Raw genomic sequence first — 22914 nt, forward strand, 5'->3', positions numbered from 1 at the left:
AAACTATTCTTCAATGGTATCACTTATAGGAATATCTTCATTTTCGGTTGACCTTGATTTTGTCTTAGAGGATTCAGCTTTAGACGAACTACCGGTCTGTTCATTTTTTTTAGTAGAACTGTTCTCCGTTGCACTACTGCTGGATGACTCTTTTGCATTAGACTTAGCTGTTTTTTTAGTAACGCTTTTACTACTATTATTCTTGCTAGGAACCGTTTTATCTGGCACAGCTGTAGATGACGGAATTGGCCCGCCATAACGTGGTAGACCCTGTTGGCTCGATCCCGATTCCATACTATTCTCGTTATTATCCGGCGTCGTATCCGTATTAAATGAATTTTGATCCGCTACAATTCCAGCGTTATTAAAACGCTGAAGCACTAGGGCTTGATCATAAATCGTCTTGTAATACTCTTTTGAAAATTCTTTATCGCTTAAGAGCCCATCAATGATTGCATTAGATCCGTAAAAATCCCAAGCTTCATTTTTTTGCTTAGCTGCCGTTAATTTTTTATTAAATTTTTTAACATTCTGCTTAATTTTATCAATTAATTTAACTTTAGTTTCGCTCCGCTGCTTTAAAGTGGCCGAAGCCTTTTTATAGGTGAGCACAGTTTGATAATCCCCACGCGCACTAGTAAATTCATTACTCTTAAATTCAGAACTTGCTCGCATGTACATTTTCGTTTGTGCCAGTAAATTAGCAGCTTGTTGGTCATCTTTCCTAATGGTTATGGCTCGTGAAAAATAGTTTTTAGCTGCAGTGTAATTGGTCTGATCAATTGCTGTTTTTCCATTCGTGATATTGCGCTCATACTGTACTTGTTCTTCGTGATAATGAGCGACTGCATATCCGCCAACAACACCGGCGACCAGAAAAATTAACACTGCCCAAATCCATTTTTTCATTGCCTAACCTCCTTTGCATATCTGATTTATTATACCACGTAAATAGCATTTAACTTACTGCTTAGTCTTGAATATAATGCTTCACATTTGAAAAAAATGTCAACAAAGTTTATAACAGTAATATAACTCTTTTATTTTAGAAAGGATCTGACACAATGCTTGAGAAACAATTTTACAAATCGTTTTTAAAGCGGACATTTAACATTCCAGTACGCGTCAATTACTGGGATGGAAGTTCTGCAGTATATGGAACGGGGGATCCTCAAGTCACCATAACCTTTAATAAGGCCATCCCAGTTAAAGCTATTCTAAAGAATGCTTCGATTGCACTAGGTGAGGCCTACATGGACGGTACCATCACCGTCGAAGGTAGTTTACAACAACTAATCACATCGGCATATGAAAATGCCGATAGTTTCTTCCATAATAAGAAATTTATTCATTTTCTCCCTAAACAAGGACATAATGAAAAAGAAAGTATGGAGGACGTCCAAAATCATTATGATATTGGTAACGACTTCTACCGTCTTTGGCTTGACCCTACCCTGACTTATTCGTGTGCTTATTTTGAAAGTGATCAAGATACCCTTGAACAAGCTCAAATGAACAAGGTTCGTCACATTATTCGTAAACTTCATCCCCAACGTGGTAAAACCTTGCTTGATATTGGTTGTGGCTGGGGAACTTTAATGCTCACAGCTGCTAAAGAGTTTGATCTTAAGGTAGTTGGAGTAACATTAAGCAAAGAACAGTACAATCTAGTTAATCAACGTATCAAGGACGAAGGGCTCGAAGGAGTAGCTGAAGTTCGTCTTCAAGATTATCGTGAACTGGGTGATGCTAAATTTGATTACATCACTAGTGTAGGTATGTTTGAACATGTTGGTAAAGAAAATCTCGGAATTTACTTTGAAAATGTAGCAAAATACCTTAAAAACGATGGAGTAGCTTTAATTCACGGCATTACTCGTCAACAAGGGGGCGCCAACAATGGTTGGTTAAACAAATGGATTTTCCCTGGTGGATATGTCCCCGGACTAGTTGAAAATATCGATCATATCATTAATAGTGGTCTTCAAATTGACGATATGGAACCACTACGTCGTCATTACCAACGGACAACTGAGATATGGGACGTGAACTTCAATAAGCATCGTGCTGAAGTTCAAGAAATGTTTGATGAACGGTTTGTGCGCATGTGGGATTTATATCTCCAAGCATGTTCAGCATCATTTGAATCAGGTAATATTGATGTCATTCAATATCTCCTCACTAAAGGTGCTAGCGGACGCGTTCTCCCAATGACTCGTGACTACATGTATGAAAAATAAAAAAAGATTCATGCCGAAGACAATAGTTAGCCTTCAGTATGAATCTTTTTTGTATTAATCGTTCAACCTATAAGCTATATAAAAAACACGCTCATTTCAACGAATGAGCGTGTTTAAAATTGCATTTTACAATATTTATTATTAAATTATTAACGTTAAAATCATTACTGTTACGAGCCCTACAATAACTGACATCGCCATTGAGCGCGTCCAATAGGCAATTAGAATAACAACTAGCCCACCAATAATCAAGGCAAGATTTCCACTAGTAACTAACGTATATTTGCTTGAAATAAAGATTCCTTTGACAACCAATGCCGTAAATAACGAAATTGGTACGTACTTCATCCAATCGTTAAACCACTCTGGGATTTGGCGCTTTGAAAAGAATAGTAGTGGTAAATAACGTGGAGCAAACGCCACAAAGAAACCGAGAATAATAATCAATAGATGATCTAATGAACTGTACTCCATGCGTGATTTCTCCTACCAAATTAAAGAATATCTGACTCTTTTTTTTCGATTTCTTCGATGATTGGACCACCTTTACGTGAACCAATATCTTGTAATAATGCACTCGCTGGTCGTTTTTTTACTAGTAACTCTTCGATTAAAAATCCAGTAAATGACGCGATCAAAGTTGATGCCACGAGACCTAAGGTACTCTTAGTTATAATCATACATACTGCAGCAAGGGCACCTGAAAAGATACAAATCAGCAATGAAAGTCGAGATTTAATTTGCATCACAATCATATAGATAAATAAGGCGGTCAAAGCAAAATCAACTACAGTTAGATTAATACTAAGCACACTACCAATCAATGAACCCACAATATTAGAAACGGTCCAAAAAAGGAGTGACCAGTGCTCAACTTGGCGAGCATCATTAGGGGTCCAGTGTTTATCTGTTGCAAATTTTAAATAGTTTACAGCGTAGTTTTCGTCATTCAAGGAAAGAGCAAATGTAAAAATCGAACTACGACTCTCACCTTGTAGATATTTCGATAAACTTGAACCTAGCAATGCGTATCTTAACTCTAGGAAGAAGAGCATCAAAACAATCGTCAGGATAGGAGCGTTAACTGTTAACATTTGCGCAATCAAAAATTGGGCCCCACCTGAAAAAATAACTAAGGAAACTAATCCAGTGAGTAACGTATTGAAACCAGCAGCATGTAATAGAATTCCACATGCTAGCCCAATCGGCGTGTAACTTAAACAAAGTGGCCACGCTACTTTAAATGTTTCTTTCCAGCGCGCCTCCGTTTTAATTTGTTTCAAAGTTTGTCCTCCAAAAAAACTAGATATAAAAAGAATACATTAATTTTTTGCAAAGCATACGAATTAATTCTAACACGCTAAATAAAATTTTAATAGTAAAGCCACTAAATATCCCTCTTTAATCGCGTCCTTTAACTAAACCAATCAGCTATAGAACGCCCCAAACGAACAAAAATATTAGCTTTTTTCACGTCTTGAGTTGGTTTCAATTTCACATGTACACCCTTACCATTTTCAAGGAATTGGTCCTGATTGCCTTTAACATTCGCCGTCGCAATTACCTTAGAATGTTTAATGGGTGCTTTTTGTTTTGGATCATTTAATTTAATTGCATTAACATGCAGTTTTTCGCTCTGACCTTTTGGAACCCAGTAATCTAGCGGTTGGGTAAGTTCTAATTTAACATCCGCAACTTTAGCTGAGTTAATTTTAACAGAGGCTTGATTCTTCAAATTGGAACTTAAAACGGCCAACTTAGTCATCAACGCATTCCAAATCGTTTTGGTATCTGTGAAACGTTGATTTTCACCGGAACCCAATACAACACTGATTACTCGGTGACCTTTAATTTTACCGGTGGCAGAAAAATCCTCTCCGGCTTTATCTGATGTACCTGTTTTTAGACCATCAATTTGGTATTTTGCTTCATACTGTTCAGCGCCTTTTAGTAATTCATTATGATTAGTAATTTCAAGTTCTTCTTTTCCAGTATTAAAAGTTGTTTTTTGGATTTTAGTGATATTTAGAATCTCAGGGAATTCTTTTAAGACATGGGAAATTACGATTGCCATATCTTTAGCAGACATTTCATTTTCTATATTTCCAGATGTACCAGGGTACTTTTCACTACCAACTTGGCTTTCTAATAAGCCCGCTGCGTTGTACAATTTTGCATCTTTAATGCCCCATTTTTTCACAGTTGACCGCATTTCATTGACAAATTTTTCCGAAGTTCCTGCTTGGGCTTTTCCTAAAGATAAAATTGCCGCGTTAGCTGAATAAATTAATGATGCATCTAACAAGTTACGCACTGTATAAGTTTGATTAGAAGAAAGCGGAACGTTGGTTAATTCACTGTTGTTACTAACTTCTTCCAAGCTCTTATTGATAGACACTTTTTGATTCCAATGCATTTGGCCCTCTTTAACGCTCTTCATGATGAGGTAAGCTGCCACAATCTTCGACATTGAGGCAATCGGACGAACTGTGTTTTCATCCTTGCTATATAGAATCTGGCCTGTGTTTTCATCAACTGCAATCGCTGATTTAGCAGTGATATTACTAGTGGTTGCTTCAATAACTGATTCGTTATTTTCAGCAGCTAGCGCTGGCGCAAAACTCGTCATCATCATTAAAAACGCAATCAGCATCGTGTATAATTTTTTCATAATCTAACTCCTGATCCGAATAAAAAAGACTGTTCCAAAAGGAAGTCTATTTTTCAATGTGGTAACTAACAAGTTAATCTCTTAAAATTTAGTCGCCACAATTGAAGCGTAGCTCTTTGACGAATAGCTCTAAACCATCCTTCAAATCTTTCATCACAGTCTTTACATCTTTTAAATTTTCTATGGTAAGTCCTTACTTACCGGTTGATGCAATGGCAACTGAATCACAAAGCTCGTTCGCTTATCGTTCGAATGAGCTTCGATAGTACCATTATGCATTTCAACGATGCTTTGAGCAATAGCTAATCCAAGTCCTGTTCCTCCAGTGGCTTTGGAACGGGAACCTTCCACTCGATAAAAGCGGTCAAAAAGCTTGCCAAGGGCCTCAGCAGGTACTTTTTCACCATCGTTAGCAACTTCAAAAATTACCGTATCATTAATTTGTTTGGCACTCAAAAAAATATTTTTACCACCATTACCATATTTCAAGGCATTGGTTATCAAATTGTTAAACACCCGACCAATTTTTTCGGCATCCCCGGTAATTTCTAAATCTTTCGGCGTACATTGAGAAGTAATCACAAAATGCTTCTGCTTAGCTTCCAGTTCAAAACTAGCTGCTAACTGTTGGAGCATAGAATCCACATTAATCGTATTAATTGTCAAATGGGGATTAGATTGACTAACCTTGGTATATTCAAAAAGGTCCTCTACCAGTGATTTCATCTGAATTGATTTTAAATATGCTGTATGCGTATATTTTAAAATGTCATCTTCATTTTTAAATTGACGATCTTCAATTAACCTTAGATAACCAATAATTGAGGTTAATGGCGTACGTAAATCATGCGATACATTGGTAATTAAATCATCTTTAGATTGCTTAAGCGCTCGCTCTTCTTCCATGGAGCTAATGACACTGTCAACTAGTGAGTTCACACTATCCACCACTCGTTGATGGTCTCCACTTAATTCAAATGGAATACGATGATCAAAATGACCATTAGCAATGTAATGTAATTCGGCAATAATATGACGTAACTGCATTTGCTTGTAACGTCGTTCTAAGCGCCAATAAAGTACCCCTGCATCAGCCAAAAACATGATTAAAATAAAAATCTTTTGGTAGCTCCAAATCTGTACGCCGCCAATTGTAATTGAATTTTTAACCATAAAGACCGCGTTTGACAAAGCTGGATTCGACTTTAAGGCACTATCAATTAAGATAAAAACTGATAAATTGAGTAATAGTAAGAGAATTACCGTAATAACTCCTTCACCAAACAATTCATATTTTTCACGCCCCGTTAACTTCATTTGAATCTCTCCTAGTGCGCGACTACTTTATATCCAACGCCCCAGACGGTTTCAATAACCTTTTCACCACCCGTAGCTTCTTCAATCTTGTCGCGTAAATGACTAACGTGTACCATTACTGTTTTAGCTGAAATCACACTCTCCTGTTGCCAAACACGTTCAAAAATCTCATCTGCTGAGAACACTCGGTTAGGATGGCTAGCTAAAAGATATAAAATACCGAATTCAAGTGCTGTTAATTGCACATCTTTTCCAGCTAAAGTCCGAACTTCATGTGAATCACTGTTGATGATTAATGAACCAATGTCCAAAATTTCTGGTTCATCAGCTGTCATATCTTTTTCACTACGACGTAGAAGTGATTTTACACGAGCCATGACTTCTAGTGGATTGAAAGGTTTAGCTACGTAATCATCCGCTCCAGTCAAGAGCCCCTTAATCTTGTCCATATCATCTGTTTTAGCAGACAACATTAAGATTGGTAAGGATGAATCCTTACGCACTTCCCGAACCACTTGCATCCCGTCCATTTCCGGCATCATAATGTCTAAAATCATTAAGCTAATATCCGGATCGGTACGTAATTTAGACAAAGCTTCTTTTCCATTGTAAGCAGATACTGGTTCGTAACCTTCATTTTTAATATAAATGTCTAATAATTCAACAATTTCTTTATCATCGTCAACAACTAAAATTTTCATTGGTGAATCTCCCCTTTTTACTGTCTTTTTTACCAGTCTAGCAAATTTCGTTCAAAACACCCGTTACTAGGGCTGGATTTTATTAATCTTTAAGAAAACCTTCCATTTTCAGCAGTTTTTCTTTTAATTCTACCCCTGCACGATAATTTCCAATTTTCCCATCTTTACGAATCACGCGGTGACAAGGAATGACTAGCAAAATCGGATTACGCGCCACTGCACTAGCAACGGCTCGAATGGCTTTAGGTGTTTCTGCTAGTTCTTCTAGTTCCGTATAATTAACCCCTCGACCGTACGTAATTTTCGTTAATGTTTTCCATATCTTTTGTTGAAACTGGGTTCCATTACTTAGATCAATTGCTAAATTAAATTCTTGGCGACGGTTTTCAAGATATTCTTTGATTTGACGTACAGCTTCGATATTTGATTTTTCATCTCCAATTAATTCAATTGCTTGATAAAACTGATTTACTTCATTTAACGTTTGGTTCGGTGAGCCGACAAAACCTAAGCCCTTTTTAGTCGATGCCACATAGTACGTTGCATCTTTCACTTGAAATTTAGAATAATATAGTTTCATAGCATCACCCTCCTTCTGATTTTAACCTGTAATCATCGTAAAATAAAAAAAGTTAATAGCCAAGGACGAATCCTTGACCATTAACTCTTAAAGTTTTTAATTATTCAATACCAAATTGAATATTTATTTACTATTTATGGTAGTTAGGAGCAATTTTAGTCATTTGAACATCATGTGGATGGGATTCCACTAAACCAGCGTTCGTAATTTGCACGAACTGTGCTTTTTCAGCCAATTCAGCAATGGTAGCTGCGCCCACGTAACCCATTCCAGAACGGAGTCCACCAAGCATTTGGAAGATGATTGTGGCAACTGAACCCTTATATTGTACCCGCGCTTCAATTCCTTCTGGAACCAGCTTATTGGCTTCATTTACGCCACCTTGGAAGTAACGATCAGCTGAACCTTTTTCCATGGCCCCAACCGAACCCATTCCTCGATAGGCTTTGTATTTCTTACCATTATCTTCAATGATTGAACCAGGAGTTTCGTCTGTACCAGAAAGCATGCTACCAAGCATTACTGCATCTCCACCCGCAACTAGGGCTTTAACGATATCACCAGAGAACTTAATTCCCCCATCAGCAATAATCTTCTTGCCATATTCACGAGCTACATTAGCTGCATCATAGATAGCGGTAATTTGTGGTACCCCAACTCCGGCAACTACCCGAGTTGTACAAATTGAACCAGGTCCAATCCCAACTTTCACAACATCAACACCAGCGTCAAACAATGCTCTTGTTCCATCCGCAGTTGCGACGTTTCCAGCAATCAACGTTTGCTTTGGAAAATGTTCGCGAATTTCTGCTACCTTACGAAGTACTCCTGCTGAGTGTCCGTGAGCTGTATCAATTACGATAGCGTCAGCACCAGCATCGATTAAACCTTGAGCACGTTCAAAAGTATCACTAGTTACACCTACGGCAGCCGCTACTAATAGACGACCTTGGTCATCTACAGCTGCATGCGGATTGTCTTCCAGATTTACATCCGCATTTTTTACGATTGAAACTTCGGAAGCTTGTTGTTCAGCACTCATATTTTTATGAATGACACCCAAGCCACCTTGACGAGCCATTGAGATACCCATTGCAGATTCAGTAACTGTATCCATTCCTGCACTAATAATCGGAATATTAAGCTTAATGTTATCAGCTAATTGAGTTGAAACATCAGCCTCATTCGGTAATACATGGCTTTCGCCTGGAATTAATAAAACATCATCAAAAGTTAAACCTTGTTTTGTAAACTTGTTATCCCAATTGCTCATCATTCTCTCCCTTTTCTTTAACTAAAATATGCCACCAACGATATGAAACTTTCGTCTAAGATACCACCGTCCGCCGAATGCTGCAACCGCTAATATTGCATATCCGTAGAATGGAAGGGTCGGATTGATAACAGGTGGTAGCATTCCAAAGCTAGTATAGAAGATAATCCAAAGGACTACGGCAATTACGACGATTCCCGCTTGTTTCCATACGGAAGGGCGCTTTTTACTAGATCCTAAGACTTTGTAGATATAACCCATACCAATCCCACCGACTGCTGACGTTAAAATAATTGCTAGCAATCCTGAAGGACCTGGTGTGCTAGTAATCGTCTTGGGTTCAATTAACATCATGATTGCGTACATTGCAGCAAACAGAGCGGCAAAAATTAAACCATTATCTAAAGCTCTAATCCACATATTGTTATTTTGAGCTTCAATTTTAACTTTCTTAGGCCCTTCTACAATTTCATTTAATCGTTGGGTTGGGGTACCAAATAATTGTTTAGCTGTTTTACCAGTTTTTTGGGCTTCTAATAACCGAGTTTCAGTATCAATCAAAGCTTCGCTACGTTGTTCATCGTTAAGCTTGCTTTCTTTAAGCTCTTTTCGTAAACGATACATAAAATCTGCATTACGTTTAGTTAATTCTTGTTTTTTAGGTTCATTTTCATGGTGGGCAACTGAACTACTTTGCTTGCCCTCATTACGTGGTTCTTCAGTCATAATCTATTTACTCCTCGTTTGATTTATATTAGACATTAAAGCGGAATTCGATAATATCGCCATCTTGCACAAGGTATTCCTTACCTTCAAGACGTAAACGTCCCGCTTCACGAACACCTTGCATACTGCCATACTTGTCTAAATCATCAAATGAAACTGTTTCAGCACGAATAAATCCACGTTCAAAATCAGAATGAATTACACCAGCTGTTTGAGGAGCCGTCATTCCCTTCTTAAACGTCCATGCCCGTGTTTCTTTTCCACCCGCCGTGAAGAAGGTTTGAAGACCTAAAAGGTTGTATGAGGCTTGAATTAGACGGTTTAAGCCTGGTTCAGTAATTCCTTCTGCTTCAAGAAATTCCGCTTTTTCGTCATCTTCTAATTCAGCGATTTCTTGTTCAGTTTCAGCTGAAATACCCAAAACTTGCGCATCAGGGTCTTCTTGAGCAACATAATCTTTAATTTCTTTGAAGTACTTGGAAGCTTCAGGATCGGCCATATCGTCCTCTGCAATATTAGCCACATAAAGTACGGGCTTAGTAGTTAGCAAGAAAAGTCCTTTAACAATAGGCATTTCTGATTCATCAAAATCGATTGTACGGGCTGCTTTACCAGCTTCCAAAACTGGATGTAATTTTTCCAGTACCGCTAATTCTGCTACTGCATCTTTATCGCGTCCCTTAGCCGCACGCTGTACCTTAGTCAAACGTTTTTCGACACTTTCCAAGTCAGCTAGACTCAATTCCAAGTTGATGGTTTCGATATCTTCGATGGGGTCAACTTTACCTGAAACAGTTGTGATATTGTCGTCGTCAAAGGCTCGAACAACGTGAACAATTGCATCCACTTGGCGAATATTTTCAAGAAATTTATTTCCAAGTCCTTCACCCTTACTTGCACCCTTAACAATCCCTGCAATATCGGTAAATTCAAAGGTTGTGTGCACAATCTTTTTAGCAGGGATAATTTCTTGAATCCGATCTAAACGTTGATCTGGTACTTCTACCATCCCGACGTTTGGATCGATTGTAGCAAACGGATAGTTAGCCATTTCGGCTCCCGCCTTTGTAATTGCGTTAAATAACGTTGACTTACCGACGTTCGGAAGTCCAACAATACCAGCTGTTAATGCCATTTTAATTCCACTTTCCTTTCAAAACTGCGTGTTCTTCTCTATATATTATCAAAAATTAGGGGTCGTTAACAGACCGTTCAGAGCCAAAGTTGCGCTTTCATCACCATCAATAAAGAAATCTCGTATATTACAGTTCTATTTTTTGATTTTAGTTAGTAAAAAAGAGGCACTACGATTTGCAACTTAAAATTGGCTTATCATAATCCCTCTTACAACTTATTCAGCGTGTTCAACGACCTTCTTCAATTTTCGTTCAAATTCACGACGAGGCAACATCACGATGTGGCCACATCCCTCGCATTTAATCTTAATGTCCATCCCTACCCGGATGATTTCCCAAGTATTAGAGCCACACGGATGACTTTTCTTCATCTGAACAATATCATGTAATTCATATTCCATTACTAAATCCTCCTTAGTCTAAAGAAATATTCAAGACATCCAAAATCCGATCAAGTTCTTGAATTGAATCATAATTGATTTCAATTTTACCTTTTTGTTTTGATTTTGCTACAACCAGTGCGCGCGTCCCAAAGCGTTCTCCCAATTGATTTTCAAGTTCTCGGATAAAAGGTGATTTGTTCTTTCGTTTTTGTTTTTGAGCTGCTTCTCGATCTTTATCTAAATTAAATTTAGTTACGATTTCTTCTAATTGACGAACCGTTAATCCCTCTTCAACCGTCCGTTGGGCAAGTTTCTCCAAAGCCTGAGGTTGCTTAATCGCCAACAACGTTCGTGCTTGTCCCATTGAAATTCGTCCTTCTTGGAGCATCAATTTAACGCCCGTTGGCAGTCCTAATAAACGTAAATAATTAGCAATATAAGGCCGACTCTTACCTAATCGTTCCGAAACCTGCGCTTGAGTTAAATTTAACTCTTTAATCATTGCTTGGTAAGCTTCTGCTTCTTCTAGCGGACTAAGATCCTCCCGTTGTAAATTTTCAATAATTGCTGCTTCCATAGTGGCTTCATCAGAAAAGTTCCGAATAATTGCTGGAATCTGTTCTAAACCGGCTAACATACTCGCCCGGTAGCGTCGCTCGCCAGCAATAATTTCATAACGTTCTAATGCAGCAATTGGTTGACGTAGAATCAAAGGTTGATAGATACCAGATTTTTTTATCGATTTAGCCAATTCTTCAAGTCGATCTTTATCAAAGATATGCCGCGGTTGAAATGGATTAGGATAAATCTTAGTAATATCGATCATCTGATATGTTGCGTCATTTTGTGTGTTCAATTGTTCATTTAATACTTTCTTACCCATCATGATAACCTTCTATTTCTTGCCAATTGGATCTTTACCTGGTGTTCCAGGTTTACGTGGATACTTATTTGGTGTTTGCTTTTTCTTTTCTACCACTACTAAATGGCGTTCGTCACCAGTCGCAGGTAGCGCAAAATCCTTGTCCACGATTAGCTTACCGCCTAAAATGGCAATGGCCATTTTCCCATCTGAAAGTTCTTGTTCAGTATTGGCCGCTTTTAAGGCAATAAAAAATCCGTTTTGTTTAACCAACGGGATACACAACTCACTCAAGACACTCAAACGTGCTACGGCCCGAGCCGTTACAATTTCAAATTTTTCACGATAAACGGACTTTTTAGCACCAAAAGTTTCTGCTCGGTCATGTACCAAAGTCACATCGGTTAATTCTAATTGGTCCACCAACGTTTTCAAAAAAGTGATTCGTTTATTCAATGAATCAACAATCGTGACTTTTAGTGATGGGAAAAGAATCTTCATCGGTAAAGAAGGAAATCCCGCCCCTGCTCCTACATCACATAGTTCAGCTCCTGATTTAAAATATTCAGGCGCCTCTAATAGGGGGGTGACTGAATCATAAAAATGCTTGAGGTACACTTCATTTTCTTCAGTAATTGCCGTTAAATTAACATGTTCATTGGTTTCAACTAACATTTTGTAGTAGGTAGCAAACTGGGCCATTTGATGGTCACTAATTTGATATCCCTTATCTTCTAAAGCCTTTTTAAATTCTTCTGGGGTCATGTCTGTTCTCCTTGTGAAACATTAATTGTTTCATATCTTATTTCCACTTTAACTAATTAGTAAAGATTTAGCAATATTGTGAACACATTTGTAGTCTAAAGTTGGTCGTATTAACTAGCAGGAGGATTTAGTTTTGACTTTAGTTATCCAAAAAATCAATGCTTATAGACCCGAACACTACAAATTACTATTAGATGCCGACCCCTCCCTTAGAAGCATTGCCACCTATTTATCTCGAAGTACCGCGTTCGAATTGACCGACCAGCACCAGCCCGTGGGAATAATTGTTGTCATGCCTACCGAACCGCTAACCGCTGAAATTATGAACGTGGCCGTCAAACCTGAATTCCAAGACCAATACCTTGGGAGTCGCTTAATTCAATTTGTGGTAGATTATTTTAACGAAGACCCTGATTTTACAGCTTTAACGATTAAAACTGGAACAACTAGTTTTAAGCAACTTTATCTATACCAAAAATTAGGCTTCCGCTGTTCTGAAATTTTAACCGATTATTTTAAAAATCCAGAAATTTATCCAAATGATATTTACGAAAATAAAATGCTATTACGCGACGCAATCTTGTTAAAACGAGCCTTAAAGGTTTAAAAAAATCCCATGATGATTGGCTTAGGAAAAACTAAGCTTTAATCATCATGGGACTTTTATTCATTTAAATTAAGCATTCATCTTTTTAACTTCTTCAATAAACCAGGCATTGAAGGCGTCGGCATCAATATCAACACACACTTCAGCGTTGGTCTTTCCATCGTGATAAGCACCTCGGATATCTGCAACGGTTTCACCATTCGCCGGTCCTTCAGTAACTACGTCAATCCAATATGGGATGGTCTTATACATTTCGGGTTTTAGTAAGTATGCCAACGTATTAACATCATGCATTGGGATACCACCTTCATTTCCCTCGTAATAGTGGTTAAAAATGGCTCCCAGCATTTCTCCAGCTTTACCTAAGGATTTTACTGTGTCTAACGTAGATTGTGTTAGAAGAGCTTTCATCGTTACATCTAGGCCAACCATTACTACTGGAATGCCACTCTTATATAAAATTTCAGCAGCGTGGGGATCAGTAAAGACGTTGAATTCTGCAGCGCTTGTCATATTTCCCATGCCAATTGCGCCACCCATGGCCACAATTTTTTCGATCTTGGTTTTTACATCGGGATGTTCAGTAAGTAGTACTGCAATGTTAGTATACGATCCCGTGGGTACCAAAACGATCGGTTCATCGTTAGCCATAATAGTGTGATATAAAACATCCACTGCATTGTTAACTGGAATGTTAGTGGGTTCTGCACCAAAATCGTAACCAGGCATCCCGGATTCGCCGTGAACTCGAGCAGCATCTTCAAATGGTTTAATCAAAGGTTGTTCTGCCCCACCAGCAACCGGAATATCAGCGTTGAAGAATTTTACTAACTTCATCGCGTTCTTAGTAGTTTTATCAACCGTAACATTCCCAGCCACCGTCGTAATTAATTCTAATTCGATTTCAGGATTATTGATGGCCACGGAAATCGCAGCTGCATCATCAATTCCTGGATCTGTATCCATAATAATTTTTGTTGTCATTTTCTTACCTCCAGCTTTTATGAAAGCGTCCTCATTACCATTCTAAAAAAGAATGCACGTTACGTCCATTCTTTTTCACTATCTATTTAAATTAATTAATAATTAACTGTTAAAAAAGTTACCAGACGAACACGCCTACAAATCCAGCTGATAGTAATGAAACTAAAATACCGGAAAGAAGCATGTAACCAACATTCTTAGAAATTGCATCATTTCTTTCACGATCGACAAGACCCTTGAAAGCACCGATGATCATCCCTGTGGTTGAGAAGTTAGCAAATGAAGTTAAGAAGACGGTCAATGTTGCAGCAAAATGAGGTGCGAAATCTTTCATCTTACCAGTTACATCACCCATAACTACAAATTCATTGGTAACTAACTTGGTACCCATATATTGAGCCATTTGGAAAGCATGACTAGGGTCGAAACCTAATAACCATGCAAATGGGAACATTACACAACCAAGAATGTTTTCTAGAGAAAGAACTGGGTTAATCTTACCTAGTAAAGCATCAATCAAAGCAGCCAAAGCAACAAAGGCAATTACGTTAGCTGTGATAATTAAGATCAAACGACCAGCGCCCAAAATTGAGTCGCCCAAGAATGAGAAAAATGGTTCGCGTTCAGGCTTCTTGCTAACTGTTTCTTCAGCAACCCCTTCAGAACCAGATTCGATGGTATCTGTACTTTCGCCAGAGGCACTTCCGCCAATCTTAGCAATTGTATCTTCTTCTGGTGTTACAGTAACTGGATTCAAAACTGTTGTAACAATAATTGAATTAACAATGTTAATTGGAACAGCAGCGATGATATATTGACCCGGCATCATAAGTAAGTATGAACCTAAAATTGATGCAGTAACACAACTCATTGACATCATGGCAATTGTAACCAAACGTTGTGACTTCATGTTACGAAGTTGTAAACCTGAAACAGCAAGAGCTTCAGTGTTACCTAAAAACATCATTTCTACAGCGAAGAATGATTCAAACTTAGGTTGACGGGTAATGAATGATAGACCCTTACCAACCCACTTGATAATCCATGGAAGGATACCAATGTAAGTTAAAATATCAAACAATGGAACAATCATCAAAATTGGGAGCAATGCACTTGTAACAAAGTTCATTGATTTAACGTGTACCCAATCAGGCAACGCAAATTCAATACCTTTATAAGAAACATCAACCAAAGCTTTAAAGCCATCAGCAGCGGCTTTAACCCCGTTAATACCAACAGACGAGTTAACTAAGAACCAAGCTAACAGAATGTTGATCACTACCATAATACCAACCGACGCCCAGTTGATATGTTTACGGTCTTTTGAAAATAGAACAGCGACGCCTAGAAATACAATAATACCAATAATATTTATTGCTAAAAACATGCCGAAATCTCCCTCTATGATCCAAATTATGTAACAGACGTTGTAATAATAATAACTACTAAATATTAGTCTGTAAATACAAAATATAAAGATTTTTAAAAGGTTTTCGTAAATCATCCACTACATCTTGTGGTGCGGTCCAAAATATGTTAAAACGATTTACCTACAGTTTCCAGAACGCTTTGACTGCTTTTTGTAAATCGCTTACAGAAGTTACTTTTTGGTAGTTTTTCCAATGTCCGGGAAATAAATTTAAATAGCGAGATGTGACAAATCTTTGATCCATTAACAAAATATTACCTCGATCTCGTCGAGTTCGAATTAATCTCCCCGCTGATTGAAGAACGTGGTTCATTCCAGGTAATTGATATGCGTACTCAAATCCATGGCCATTTTTTTCGTCAAAATATTCTTTCAGCAAATTTCTTTCTGTACTCAAGCCCGGTAATCCTACACTTACAATCCCTACACCAATTAGTTGCTCGTTAATTAAATCAATTCCTTCTGAAAAGAGTCCGCCTAACACCGCAAAACCAACTAATGTTCCCGATTTTTCGGTCCGAAAAGCATCTAAAAATGCTGTCCGCTCTTCCATACTCATCTGGCTAGTTTGCAGTTGAACTTCAATTTCAGGATGCATTTCCTGAAATGCATCCGCAATTTGATTTAAATAGGCATAGGATGGTCCAAAAATTAAGTAGTTCCCCGTCTTGGCTTCCACCAGAGTTGCGATTGAAGCGATGATGTTAGGTAAATTTCTTTGGCGCGCCGCATATCTAGTATCAATATAACTAGTAATTAAAAGATTTTGCTGTTTTTCTTCGAATGGTGAAGCCATCTGTAAGATCAAGCCTTCCGTACTTCCCAAAGTTTCTTGATAGTATTCAACGGGCGATAACGTAGCAGAAAAGAAAATCGCCCCGCGTCCCTTTTTTAATGAAGCATCTAAATAGGGACTGGGATCTAGAATCTGTTCTTCGATTTTTATATTATCTTCGGGATTTTGAATTAAAATCCGATAACTTTCATCAAAATATTCACTGATCTTAATGTATTTATTGTTGGCAAAAAACAAATCCAAAATGGTACTGGTTAAATCGTTATCAGGCTGTTTAGGCAGCCATTCTCGGACTACTTCATTGAAGTTCAACATGGCTTTTTCCAGCCCGTCTAGTGGATTATATTCCACCATGTAATCTTTTGTTTGATTTTTAAATGCTTGATGAATCAATTCAAATTCATTATCTAATTGGGTCAATCTACGTTTAACTTGTTTTGAGTCCACATCCGTAGTTGAGGCTTCAAAAAGTTCTTGTGCTTGAATTACCAAAGCCTGCTCTACCACCGCTGAATACATTGCTCTAGAACGCGACACCAAATTATGAGCCTCATCAATTAAAAAGAAATTACTTTGGTCTTCGATTGTAAAAAAGCGCTGGAGATACACCATGGGATCAAACAAATAGTTGTAATCTCCAATAATTAAGTCACAAAATAAAGATAAATCTAATGAAAATTCGAAAGGATCTAACATATACTTCTTCGCATACGTTTGAATAACAGCTTTGTCGAACTTGTCTTCATTTTCTAAGGCGTCCTCTATCCCATCCTTTACTCGATCATAATACCCAATCATGTATGGATTTTCTTCTGGTTTCATATCCACTTCTTCAGGAAATATAATTCGATCTTTAGCTGTAATTGTAATGGATTTAATTCTCAATCCTTGATTAGCCATCAATTCGATAGCTTCTTCGGCGACGTGCTGAGTACTTTGCTTAGCCGTCAAATAGAAAATCCGTTCAATAACTTCCTCACCCAGGGCTTTAATGGTCGGAAACATCGTTGAAACTGTTTTTCCCGTTCCGGTCGGAGCTTCTACGAAGAGGCGTTGTTTAGTTAAAATAGTTTTGTAAACTGCAACTGCTAGGTCTCGTTGTCCATTTCGATACTCTGGAAATGGAAATTCTAATTTGCGCGCTGCTTGGTTACGTTCAGTACGCCAATCATTGCGTAGCTTAATCCACTTTTCGTATTGTCTAACCAAATCATCAAAAAATTCGGTCAGTTCTGTTCGGGTAAATGTTTGTCTTTTTTCAATCACTTCGTCGGTTGGACGTTGATAATAAGTCAGTTGAATGGTCACTTTTTCGAAGTCTAGGTCTTGCGTCAAAATCGCTCCGTAAACTTTTGCTTGGCTCCAATACAATGTCTTAGTGTTCTCACTTAACTCTTCAAAAGTAGGATCCGAAGTTTTAATCTCTTCGATAAACAAGTCATCGTCAATAACTACTCCATCCGCACGACCTTCAATTGTAAAAGTTTCCCCATCCATTTCAACGGCTCGTTTAACGTAGTATTCTTTTTCGTAATTTTCATCACGTTGCTTTTGCAATTTACGATGGATGCGGGCACCCTCTAATGCAGTATTTTGACTATTCATCGTCGCGTTCAAGTCACCCGTACGCAAAATAAATTCAACTAGTTGTCGAATTCCTATCTTAGTTACGCTCATTCAACTCACCTCTATTTCTTAACTTTTTCATTATCCCATAAAACCTTTTCTAGAATTTCTATTTTAAAAACGTATTTATGGTATGTAATCAAAATCTAGGAGGATTTTTATGCATACCAAATTACTTCTATCCAGTATGACCGTTTTAATGGGATTAACTTTCAGCATTCATAGTGTTTCAGCCCATGGTTTTTCACCACAAGTAGCTCCACTTTCAGATTCACCTTCAGCTGAAGTTCACCACCCATCGTCCCAGCCCTCTTCTGCTTCATCTAATTCTTTTACTGCAATTCAGACGGTATTATCACAACATATGGGTCAGCCTTACCTTTGGGGAGCTACTGGACCCACAGCCTTCGATTGTTCGGGCTTAACTCAATACACCTTTAAAAAAGCTCTAAATCTTAATTTAAATCGTACCGCCGAACAACAATTTAACCAATTTCGCCATGTTAGCCATGATCAAGTCCGTCCTGGAGATTTAATTTTCTTTTCTTATAATCATGGGCAATCCATTGATCACGTTGGCATCATTGTTGAAGGTCAAAACATGATGGTAGATGCTCAAAATCGGGGCGTTATTCGTGAATGTTATCTAGTTCCTTGGTGGCGAGGGTAATTGAATAAATAAAAAAAAGAATTCCAGCTGGAATTCTTTTTTATTAACCAAAATGACGCTTCCACCAACCTTGTTTAGGTTGATCAAGAATTTTTTGGTTCTTTTCGGCTAATTCGTCAATTTTTTGTTCCAATTTGACGTTTTCTTCATGGTAACTTTGATTCTGTTCTAAGACTTTCGTCAAAAGTTCCTTAAGATCAGCCATATCCTTGCTTTGCGAAGCAATAAAGCGTTTCATGGATTCATCGATAACAGCTGGTGTGTTTTCTGATCCTGTAACTTCATCGGTATCTTCGCCATCTTTACTACTGTTGTCATTCATCCCTAGCGTTGCCTGTACAGCTTGCTTTAGCGTATGACGATCACCAAGTAGTTCGTTCATCTTAGCAAGAATTTCCATATCCTCTTCAGAATAAATACGACGTCCACGGCCATCATGTTGAAACTTATGTCCGCTACGTTCCATTTCCTTAGCCCAATTACCTAAGGTGGCAAGACTACCAATTCGTTCTATTTTTTCAACAACATCTGAACCTGTAACATATTCATCTGCTATAATATCTTTTGCCATTTTTTCACCCACTTTGAACTTAATTTTACTACATAATTTGTAACAATTGAAGTACGATTTCAGTTAAATAGAAACCTACCTATCAACATAATTGCTACTTTTCGCCTCAAAACGGGTCAATTGAAATAAAATCAATCCTAAAAATTCAAAACCAAAGATTAACCAAGCTAAAGGAGCGTAACTCTGGGTTCCCATTATTCCGGCTAATGGAGAAGCTAAAGCGCCAATAATATTCATTAATAAACCTAAGACGGCTGAAGCCGCTCCAGCATTTGTTCTTCCACCTAGACTCATAGCCATGGATGTTGCCACCGTATTAACAACTCCCACGCAAAAGACCACAATAAACAGGGGAATAATTACTAAGATCGCCATTGGACGTAATAGTAAGCTCCCAACTAATAATACTCCCGCAAACATGCCACCAATTAACCCGCCATTTAAGATATCGCTATCCTTGATTTGCTCTGGTAGGTAGCCTGGAAGATTGTTACCAAGAATAATTCCCAGTCCGTTAATTGCATATAATAGACTAAATTGCCCTACTGTCATGTGGAAATAAGTTTGAAATACAAATGAAGAAGCAGAAATATAGCTAAATAATGCACCAAAAATCAGCCCTTGCGTTAAAGCGATTAAAATAAATTGTCGTTTACCAAACATTGCTCCCAACCCTTTGAAAGTTTGACCAAGCGTCAAGACTTCATTGTTGGTTACCTTCAACGTTTCGGGTAAGGTACATAATACCCCCACCATCACTAAAATTCCGATCACAAATAATAGTACAAAAATCCCTTGCCATTGGACAATAGAAAGTAATGCTCCTCCAATAATTGGCGCAATAATTGGAAAAGCACCATTTACCGCCATTAACATTGCATAAAATTTAGTTAATTCATGTCCATTAAACAAATCACGTGCCACCGCTCTTGAGAGCACTTGCCCGGTTGAGCCCGCTAGCCCTTGAATTAAGCGAATTCCAATAAACAGATAGATATTGGTAGTAAAAATTAGCATCAATGAGGTCACCGCATATAATCCAAATCCGACTACTAATGGAACTCGTCGTCCAATCCGATCACTAATAGGGCCTACAATTAACTGTCCAACCGCTAACCCGATCAAACAAAATGTGATGCTCAATTGTAAGGTAGAAGCTGATGAGTGAAAAGCTCGTTGCATTTCAGGTAGACCCGGCAAATACATATCCATTGATAAAGGACCTGTCGCACTAACAACTCCCATAAAAAATACAAGCCACCATTTTCTTACAGTTGATATCTTTTCATTCATAACCTCAGATCTCCTTTTTTAAAACTTCAAATTCAAGTGTAACGAAAATTAGTTCAAAATCACACATCAAATTTTGGTATCCTTAATATGTTAGAATTGTTAGTTGACACATAAAATCGAGGTAATCATGAATAACAAAGAAAAAACAAACTATCAAGGCAAAAAAAAATTCGGTAAAAAACCTAGTGACCGTCAAAAACAAGACCGTCGGAAGAATTTTTACAATAATCCCCGTAAATCTTCTGACATCAAGATTGGTGACGAAATTCCACTTAAAATTAAACGTTTGGGTATAAACGGTGAAGGAATTGGTTACTACCAGCGTACTATCTGTTTCATCAAAGGTGCGCTTCCTGGTGAAAAGGTCGTAGCATCCATTACCGATGTTCATCCCCGTTTTATCAATGGTGAAGTAAGTAAAATCAAAAAAATCAGTCCCGATCGGGTAAAACCCATTGACGCATATGCTGGAGAAGTCGGTGGATTCGAACTTGAACATTTAGCCTATCCTGCTCAACTTGAATTTAAGCGTGATGTTATTCGACAATCACTAACTAAATTCAGACCCGAAGGCTACAAACGTTTCGAACTTCTACCAACCATCGGAATGGAAAAACCCCTTGAATATCGTAATAAGGCTCAATTCCAAGTCCGTCGTTTAGATGGTAAGGTAGCGGCTGGACTCTATAAGGAAGGTACTCATGATCTAGTAGATTTACCAACTTGTAGCGTTCAACACCCTTTAACGATGGAAATCATTCGAATTGCGGTTGAATTATTCGAAAAATACAACGTAAGCATCTATGATGAACAAACTCATACGGGAAGCCTAAAAACGATCGTAGTACGTGTTGCTGACGCAACTAAAGAAACGCAAGTAGTCTTTATTACTAATACGCCAGAATTAGAACATGTAGACGAAATTATTGATGAATTAGCAGCTCAATTCCCTGAAATTGTTTCCTTCATGCAAAATCTTAACCCTAGTCGCGAATCATTAATCTGGGGTGATAAGACTTTAAACCTGCGTGGTAAGGATACCATTCGAGAAGAATTGGATGGTCTATCATTCAACCTATCCGCACGCGCCTTCTTCCAACTTAATCCTAAGCAAACTTCTGTACTTTATGCTGAAACTCGTAAAGCCCTCGAGTTGTCTCCTGATGACAATCTTGTTGATGCTTACTCTGGAGTTGGAACCATTGGACTTTCACTTGCTGCTCAAGCTAAGGAAGTCCGTGGAATGGATAACATTGAATCAGCGATTGAAGATGCTAATGAAAATGCAAAAATTAATGGCATCGAAAACGCTCACTATGAATTTGGTACAGCTGAGAAAGTTCTTCCAAAATGGCTACATGCCGGTTTTAAACCGAACTCAATTGTGGTCGATCCACCTCGCGTTGGTTTAGATAATAAATTAATCACCGCAATTTTGGAATCTGCACCTGAACATTTCACATATGTTTCATGTAATCCCTCCACTTTAGCTCGTGATTTAGTTCGTATCGTTGAAAAATACGATGTCGAATACATTCAATCTATCGATATGTTCCCTCAAACAGCTCGTGTGGAAGCAGTAGTTAAGTTAAAACGTAAATAAAAAGTTGTGACAAAAGGCTGAGTTTAAGCGTATAGCTATGAGAACTCAAACTACCTTTTGTCGCAACTTTTTTAATTTATCCATTTATTTTTCTTAGCAACTTCAATGGCTTCAAGTCGGTTATGAACCCCTAACTTACTAAAAATTGCTGATAAATAATTACGGACCGTTCCCTCAGATAAAAACAGTTTTTGAGCCATTACTTTAGTTGCATCCCCACTAACTGCAGCCTTTAAAACTGACATTTCACGCTCGGATAAAGGATTTTTATTTGATGATAAGGCTGTGACTACTAATTCTGGGTCATACACTGTGCGTCCCATCATCACTTTATTGATAGTTTCAATCAAATCATCACTTGGACTATCTTTTAATAAATATCCAGCTACTTCTACTTCAACTGCTTTTTCAAAATAAGTCTTTTGAGCAAATGTAGTTAAAATAATTACTTTAGTAGCAAGTTGCTTGTCATGTAAAACTTCTGCAACTTCTAGTCCCGACATCATGGGCATTTCAATATCTAAAATTGCCACATTTGGTTGGAGTCGTTGGATTTCTGCTAATGCGTGTTTTCCATTGGTTGCCGATCCTAAAACTTCTAAATTATCTTCTAAATTTAATAGCTGACTTAATGCAGTATTTAACATGCTTTGGTCTTCTGCGAGATATAAAGTTATCATC

23 protein-coding genes are annotated in these 22914 nt (G+C 37.9%); 4 read left to right on the forward strand and 19 right to left on the reverse strand.

Annotated elements, in window-relative coordinates:
- Positions 1–3 precede the first annotated feature (3 nt).
- Entirely contained in the window at positions 4–909 is a 906-nt protein-coding gene (locus PEPE_RS08310) for a hypothetical protein (protein WP_011673826.1), read from the reverse strand.
- Between the two features lie 155 nt (positions 910–1064).
- On the opposite strand from PEPE_RS08310, the gene PEPE_RS08315 reads away from it, so the two are divergent.
- Positions 1065–2240 (forward strand): SAM-dependent methyltransferase, encoded by a 1176-nt coding sequence (locus PEPE_RS08315; RefSeq protein ID WP_011673827.1) that lies wholly within the window; start codon positions 1065–1067, stop codon positions 2238–2240.
- A 141-nt stretch (positions 2241–2381) separates the two neighbouring features.
- On the opposite strand, the gene PEPE_RS08320 is transcribed toward PEPE_RS08315, so the two are convergent.
- The 12 genes from PEPE_RS08320 to rsmG all read right to left on the reverse strand — a co-directional run bounded on the left by PEPE_RS08320 (position 2382) and on the right by rsmG (position 12654).
- Positions 2382–2714 carry an AzlD domain-containing protein gene (locus PEPE_RS08320; RefSeq protein ID WP_002834110.1) on the reverse strand — a complete coding sequence of 111 codons (333 nt, stop codon included), beginning with the start codon at positions 2712–2714 and terminating at the stop codon, positions 2382–2384.
- 20 nt (positions 2715–2734) lie between these two features.
- Entirely contained in the window at positions 2735–3523 is a 789-nt protein-coding gene (locus tag PEPE_RS08325) for an AzlC family ABC transporter permease (protein WP_002834111.1), read from the reverse strand.
- Between the two features lie 131 nt (positions 3524–3654).
- Positions 3655–4911, reverse strand: a complete 1257-nt coding sequence (locus PEPE_RS08330) for a serine hydrolase (protein WP_011673828.1) — start codon at positions 4909–4911, stop codon at positions 3655–3657.
- A 180-nt stretch (positions 4912–5091) separates the two neighbouring features.
- On the reverse strand, positions 5092–6228 hold the full coding sequence (locus PEPE_RS08335) for a sensor histidine kinase (RefSeq protein WP_011673829.1): 1137 nt from the start codon (positions 6226–6228) through the stop codon (positions 5092–5094).
- Between the two features lie 11 nt (positions 6229–6239).
- Positions 6240–6929: a response regulator transcription factor gene (locus PEPE_RS08340; protein WP_002834114.1), complete on the reverse strand. Its 690-nt coding sequence runs from the start codon at positions 6927–6929 to the stop codon at positions 6240–6242.
- Between the two features lie 82 nt (positions 6930–7011).
- Positions 7012–7509 carry a methylated-DNA--[protein]-cysteine S-methyltransferase gene (locus PEPE_RS08345; RefSeq protein WP_011673830.1) on the reverse strand — a complete coding sequence of 166 codons (498 nt, stop codon included), beginning with the start codon at positions 7507–7509 and terminating at the stop codon, positions 7012–7014.
- Between the two features lie 130 nt (positions 7510–7639).
- Complete coding sequence (gene guaB, locus PEPE_RS09180; protein WP_011673831.1) at positions 7640–8782, reverse strand: IMP dehydrogenase; 1143 nt, start codon at positions 8780–8782, stop codon at positions 7640–7642.
- A 21-nt stretch (positions 8783–8803) separates the two neighbouring features.
- Positions 8804–9508, reverse strand: coding sequence for a DUF1129 domain-containing protein (locus tag PEPE_RS09185; RefSeq protein ID WP_011673832.1), 705 nt, complete (start codon positions 9506–9508; stop codon positions 8804–8806).
- A 28-nt stretch (positions 9509–9536) separates the two neighbouring features.
- On the reverse strand, positions 9537–10643 hold the full coding sequence (ychF, locus tag PEPE_RS08360) for a redox-regulated ATPase YchF (RefSeq protein ID WP_002834120.1): 1107 nt from the start codon (positions 10641–10643) through the stop codon (positions 9537–9539).
- A gap of 216 nt (positions 10644–10859) precedes the next feature.
- Complete coding sequence (locus PEPE_RS08365; RefSeq protein WP_002834122.1) at positions 10860–11045, reverse strand: DUF951 domain-containing protein; 186 nt, start codon at positions 11043–11045, stop codon at positions 10860–10862.
- 13 nt (positions 11046–11058) lie between these two features.
- Positions 11059–11910 (reverse strand): ParB/RepB/Spo0J family partition protein, encoded by an 852-nt coding sequence (locus PEPE_RS08370; protein WP_011673833.1) that lies wholly within the window; start codon positions 11908–11910, stop codon positions 11059–11061.
- Positions 11911–11922: 12 nt separating this feature from the next.
- On the reverse strand, positions 11923–12654 hold the full coding sequence (gene rsmG / locus PEPE_RS08375) for a 16S rRNA (guanine(527)-N(7))-methyltransferase RsmG (RefSeq protein ID WP_011673834.1): 732 nt from the start codon (positions 12652–12654) through the stop codon (positions 11923–11925).
- Positions 12655–12787: 133 nt separating this feature from the next.
- Here rsmG and PEPE_RS08380 point away from each other — a divergent pair, with 133 nt between their 5' ends.
- Entirely contained in the window at positions 12788–13261 is a 474-nt protein-coding gene (locus PEPE_RS08380; protein WP_011673835.1) for a GNAT family N-acetyltransferase, read from the forward strand.
- Positions 13262–13330: 69 nt separating this feature from the next.
- On the opposite strand, the gene rihC is transcribed toward PEPE_RS08380, so the two are convergent.
- From rihC to PEPE_RS08395, 3 genes are all read right to left on the reverse strand, one after another.
- Positions 13331–14245, reverse strand: coding sequence for a ribonucleoside hydrolase RihC (gene rihC / locus PEPE_RS08385; RefSeq protein WP_002834126.1), 915 nt, complete (start codon positions 14243–14245; stop codon positions 13331–13333).
- A gap of 118 nt (positions 14246–14363) precedes the next feature.
- Entirely contained in the window at positions 14364–15632 is a 1269-nt protein-coding gene (locus PEPE_RS08390; protein ID WP_002834127.1) for a NupC/NupG family nucleoside CNT transporter, read from the reverse strand.
- Between the two features lie 163 nt (positions 15633–15795).
- On the reverse strand, positions 15796–18147 hold the full coding sequence (locus tag PEPE_RS08395) for an ATP-dependent DNA helicase (RefSeq protein WP_011673836.1): 2352 nt from the start codon (positions 18145–18147) through the stop codon (positions 15796–15798).
- Between the two features lie 109 nt (positions 18148–18256).
- Between PEPE_RS08395 and PEPE_RS08400 the strand changes: the two genes are divergently transcribed.
- Entirely contained in the window at positions 18257–18766 is a 510-nt protein-coding gene (locus tag PEPE_RS08400; RefSeq protein ID WP_011673837.1) for a C40 family peptidase, read from the forward strand.
- 43 nt (positions 18767–18809) lie between these two features.
- Here PEPE_RS08400 and PEPE_RS08405 read toward each other — a convergent pair whose 3' ends face one another.
- Positions 18810–19337: a MerR family transcriptional regulator gene (locus tag PEPE_RS08405; RefSeq protein WP_002834130.1), complete on the reverse strand. Its 528-nt coding sequence runs from the start codon at positions 19335–19337 to the stop codon at positions 18810–18812.
- A 75-nt stretch (positions 19338–19412) separates the two neighbouring features.
- Positions 19413–20630 (reverse strand): multidrug effflux MFS transporter, encoded by a 1218-nt coding sequence (locus PEPE_RS08410; RefSeq protein ID WP_011673838.1) that lies wholly within the window; start codon positions 20628–20630, stop codon positions 19413–19415.
- 127 nt (positions 20631–20757) lie between these two features.
- Between PEPE_RS08410 and rlmD the strand changes: the two genes are divergently transcribed.
- The gene (rlmD, locus tag PEPE_RS08415) at positions 20758–22233 is read left to right on the forward strand and encodes a 23S rRNA (uracil(1939)-C(5))-methyltransferase RlmD (protein ID WP_011673839.1); all 1476 of its coding nucleotides are present in this window, start codon (positions 20758–20760) and stop codon (positions 22231–22233) included.
- A gap of 71 nt (positions 22234–22304) precedes the next feature.
- Here the strand turns inward: rlmD and PEPE_RS08420 are convergent, their stop codons facing one another.
- Entirely contained in the window at positions 22305–22913 is a 609-nt protein-coding gene (locus PEPE_RS08420) for a response regulator transcription factor (RefSeq protein ID WP_041526976.1), read from the reverse strand.
- Between the last annotated feature and the right edge of the window lies 1 nt (position 22914).

This window comes from Pediococcus pentosaceus ATCC 25745, assembly GCF_000014505.1.
GTDB classification, from domain to species: domain Bacteria; phylum Bacillota; class Bacilli; order Lactobacillales; family Lactobacillaceae; genus Pediococcus; species Pediococcus pentosaceus.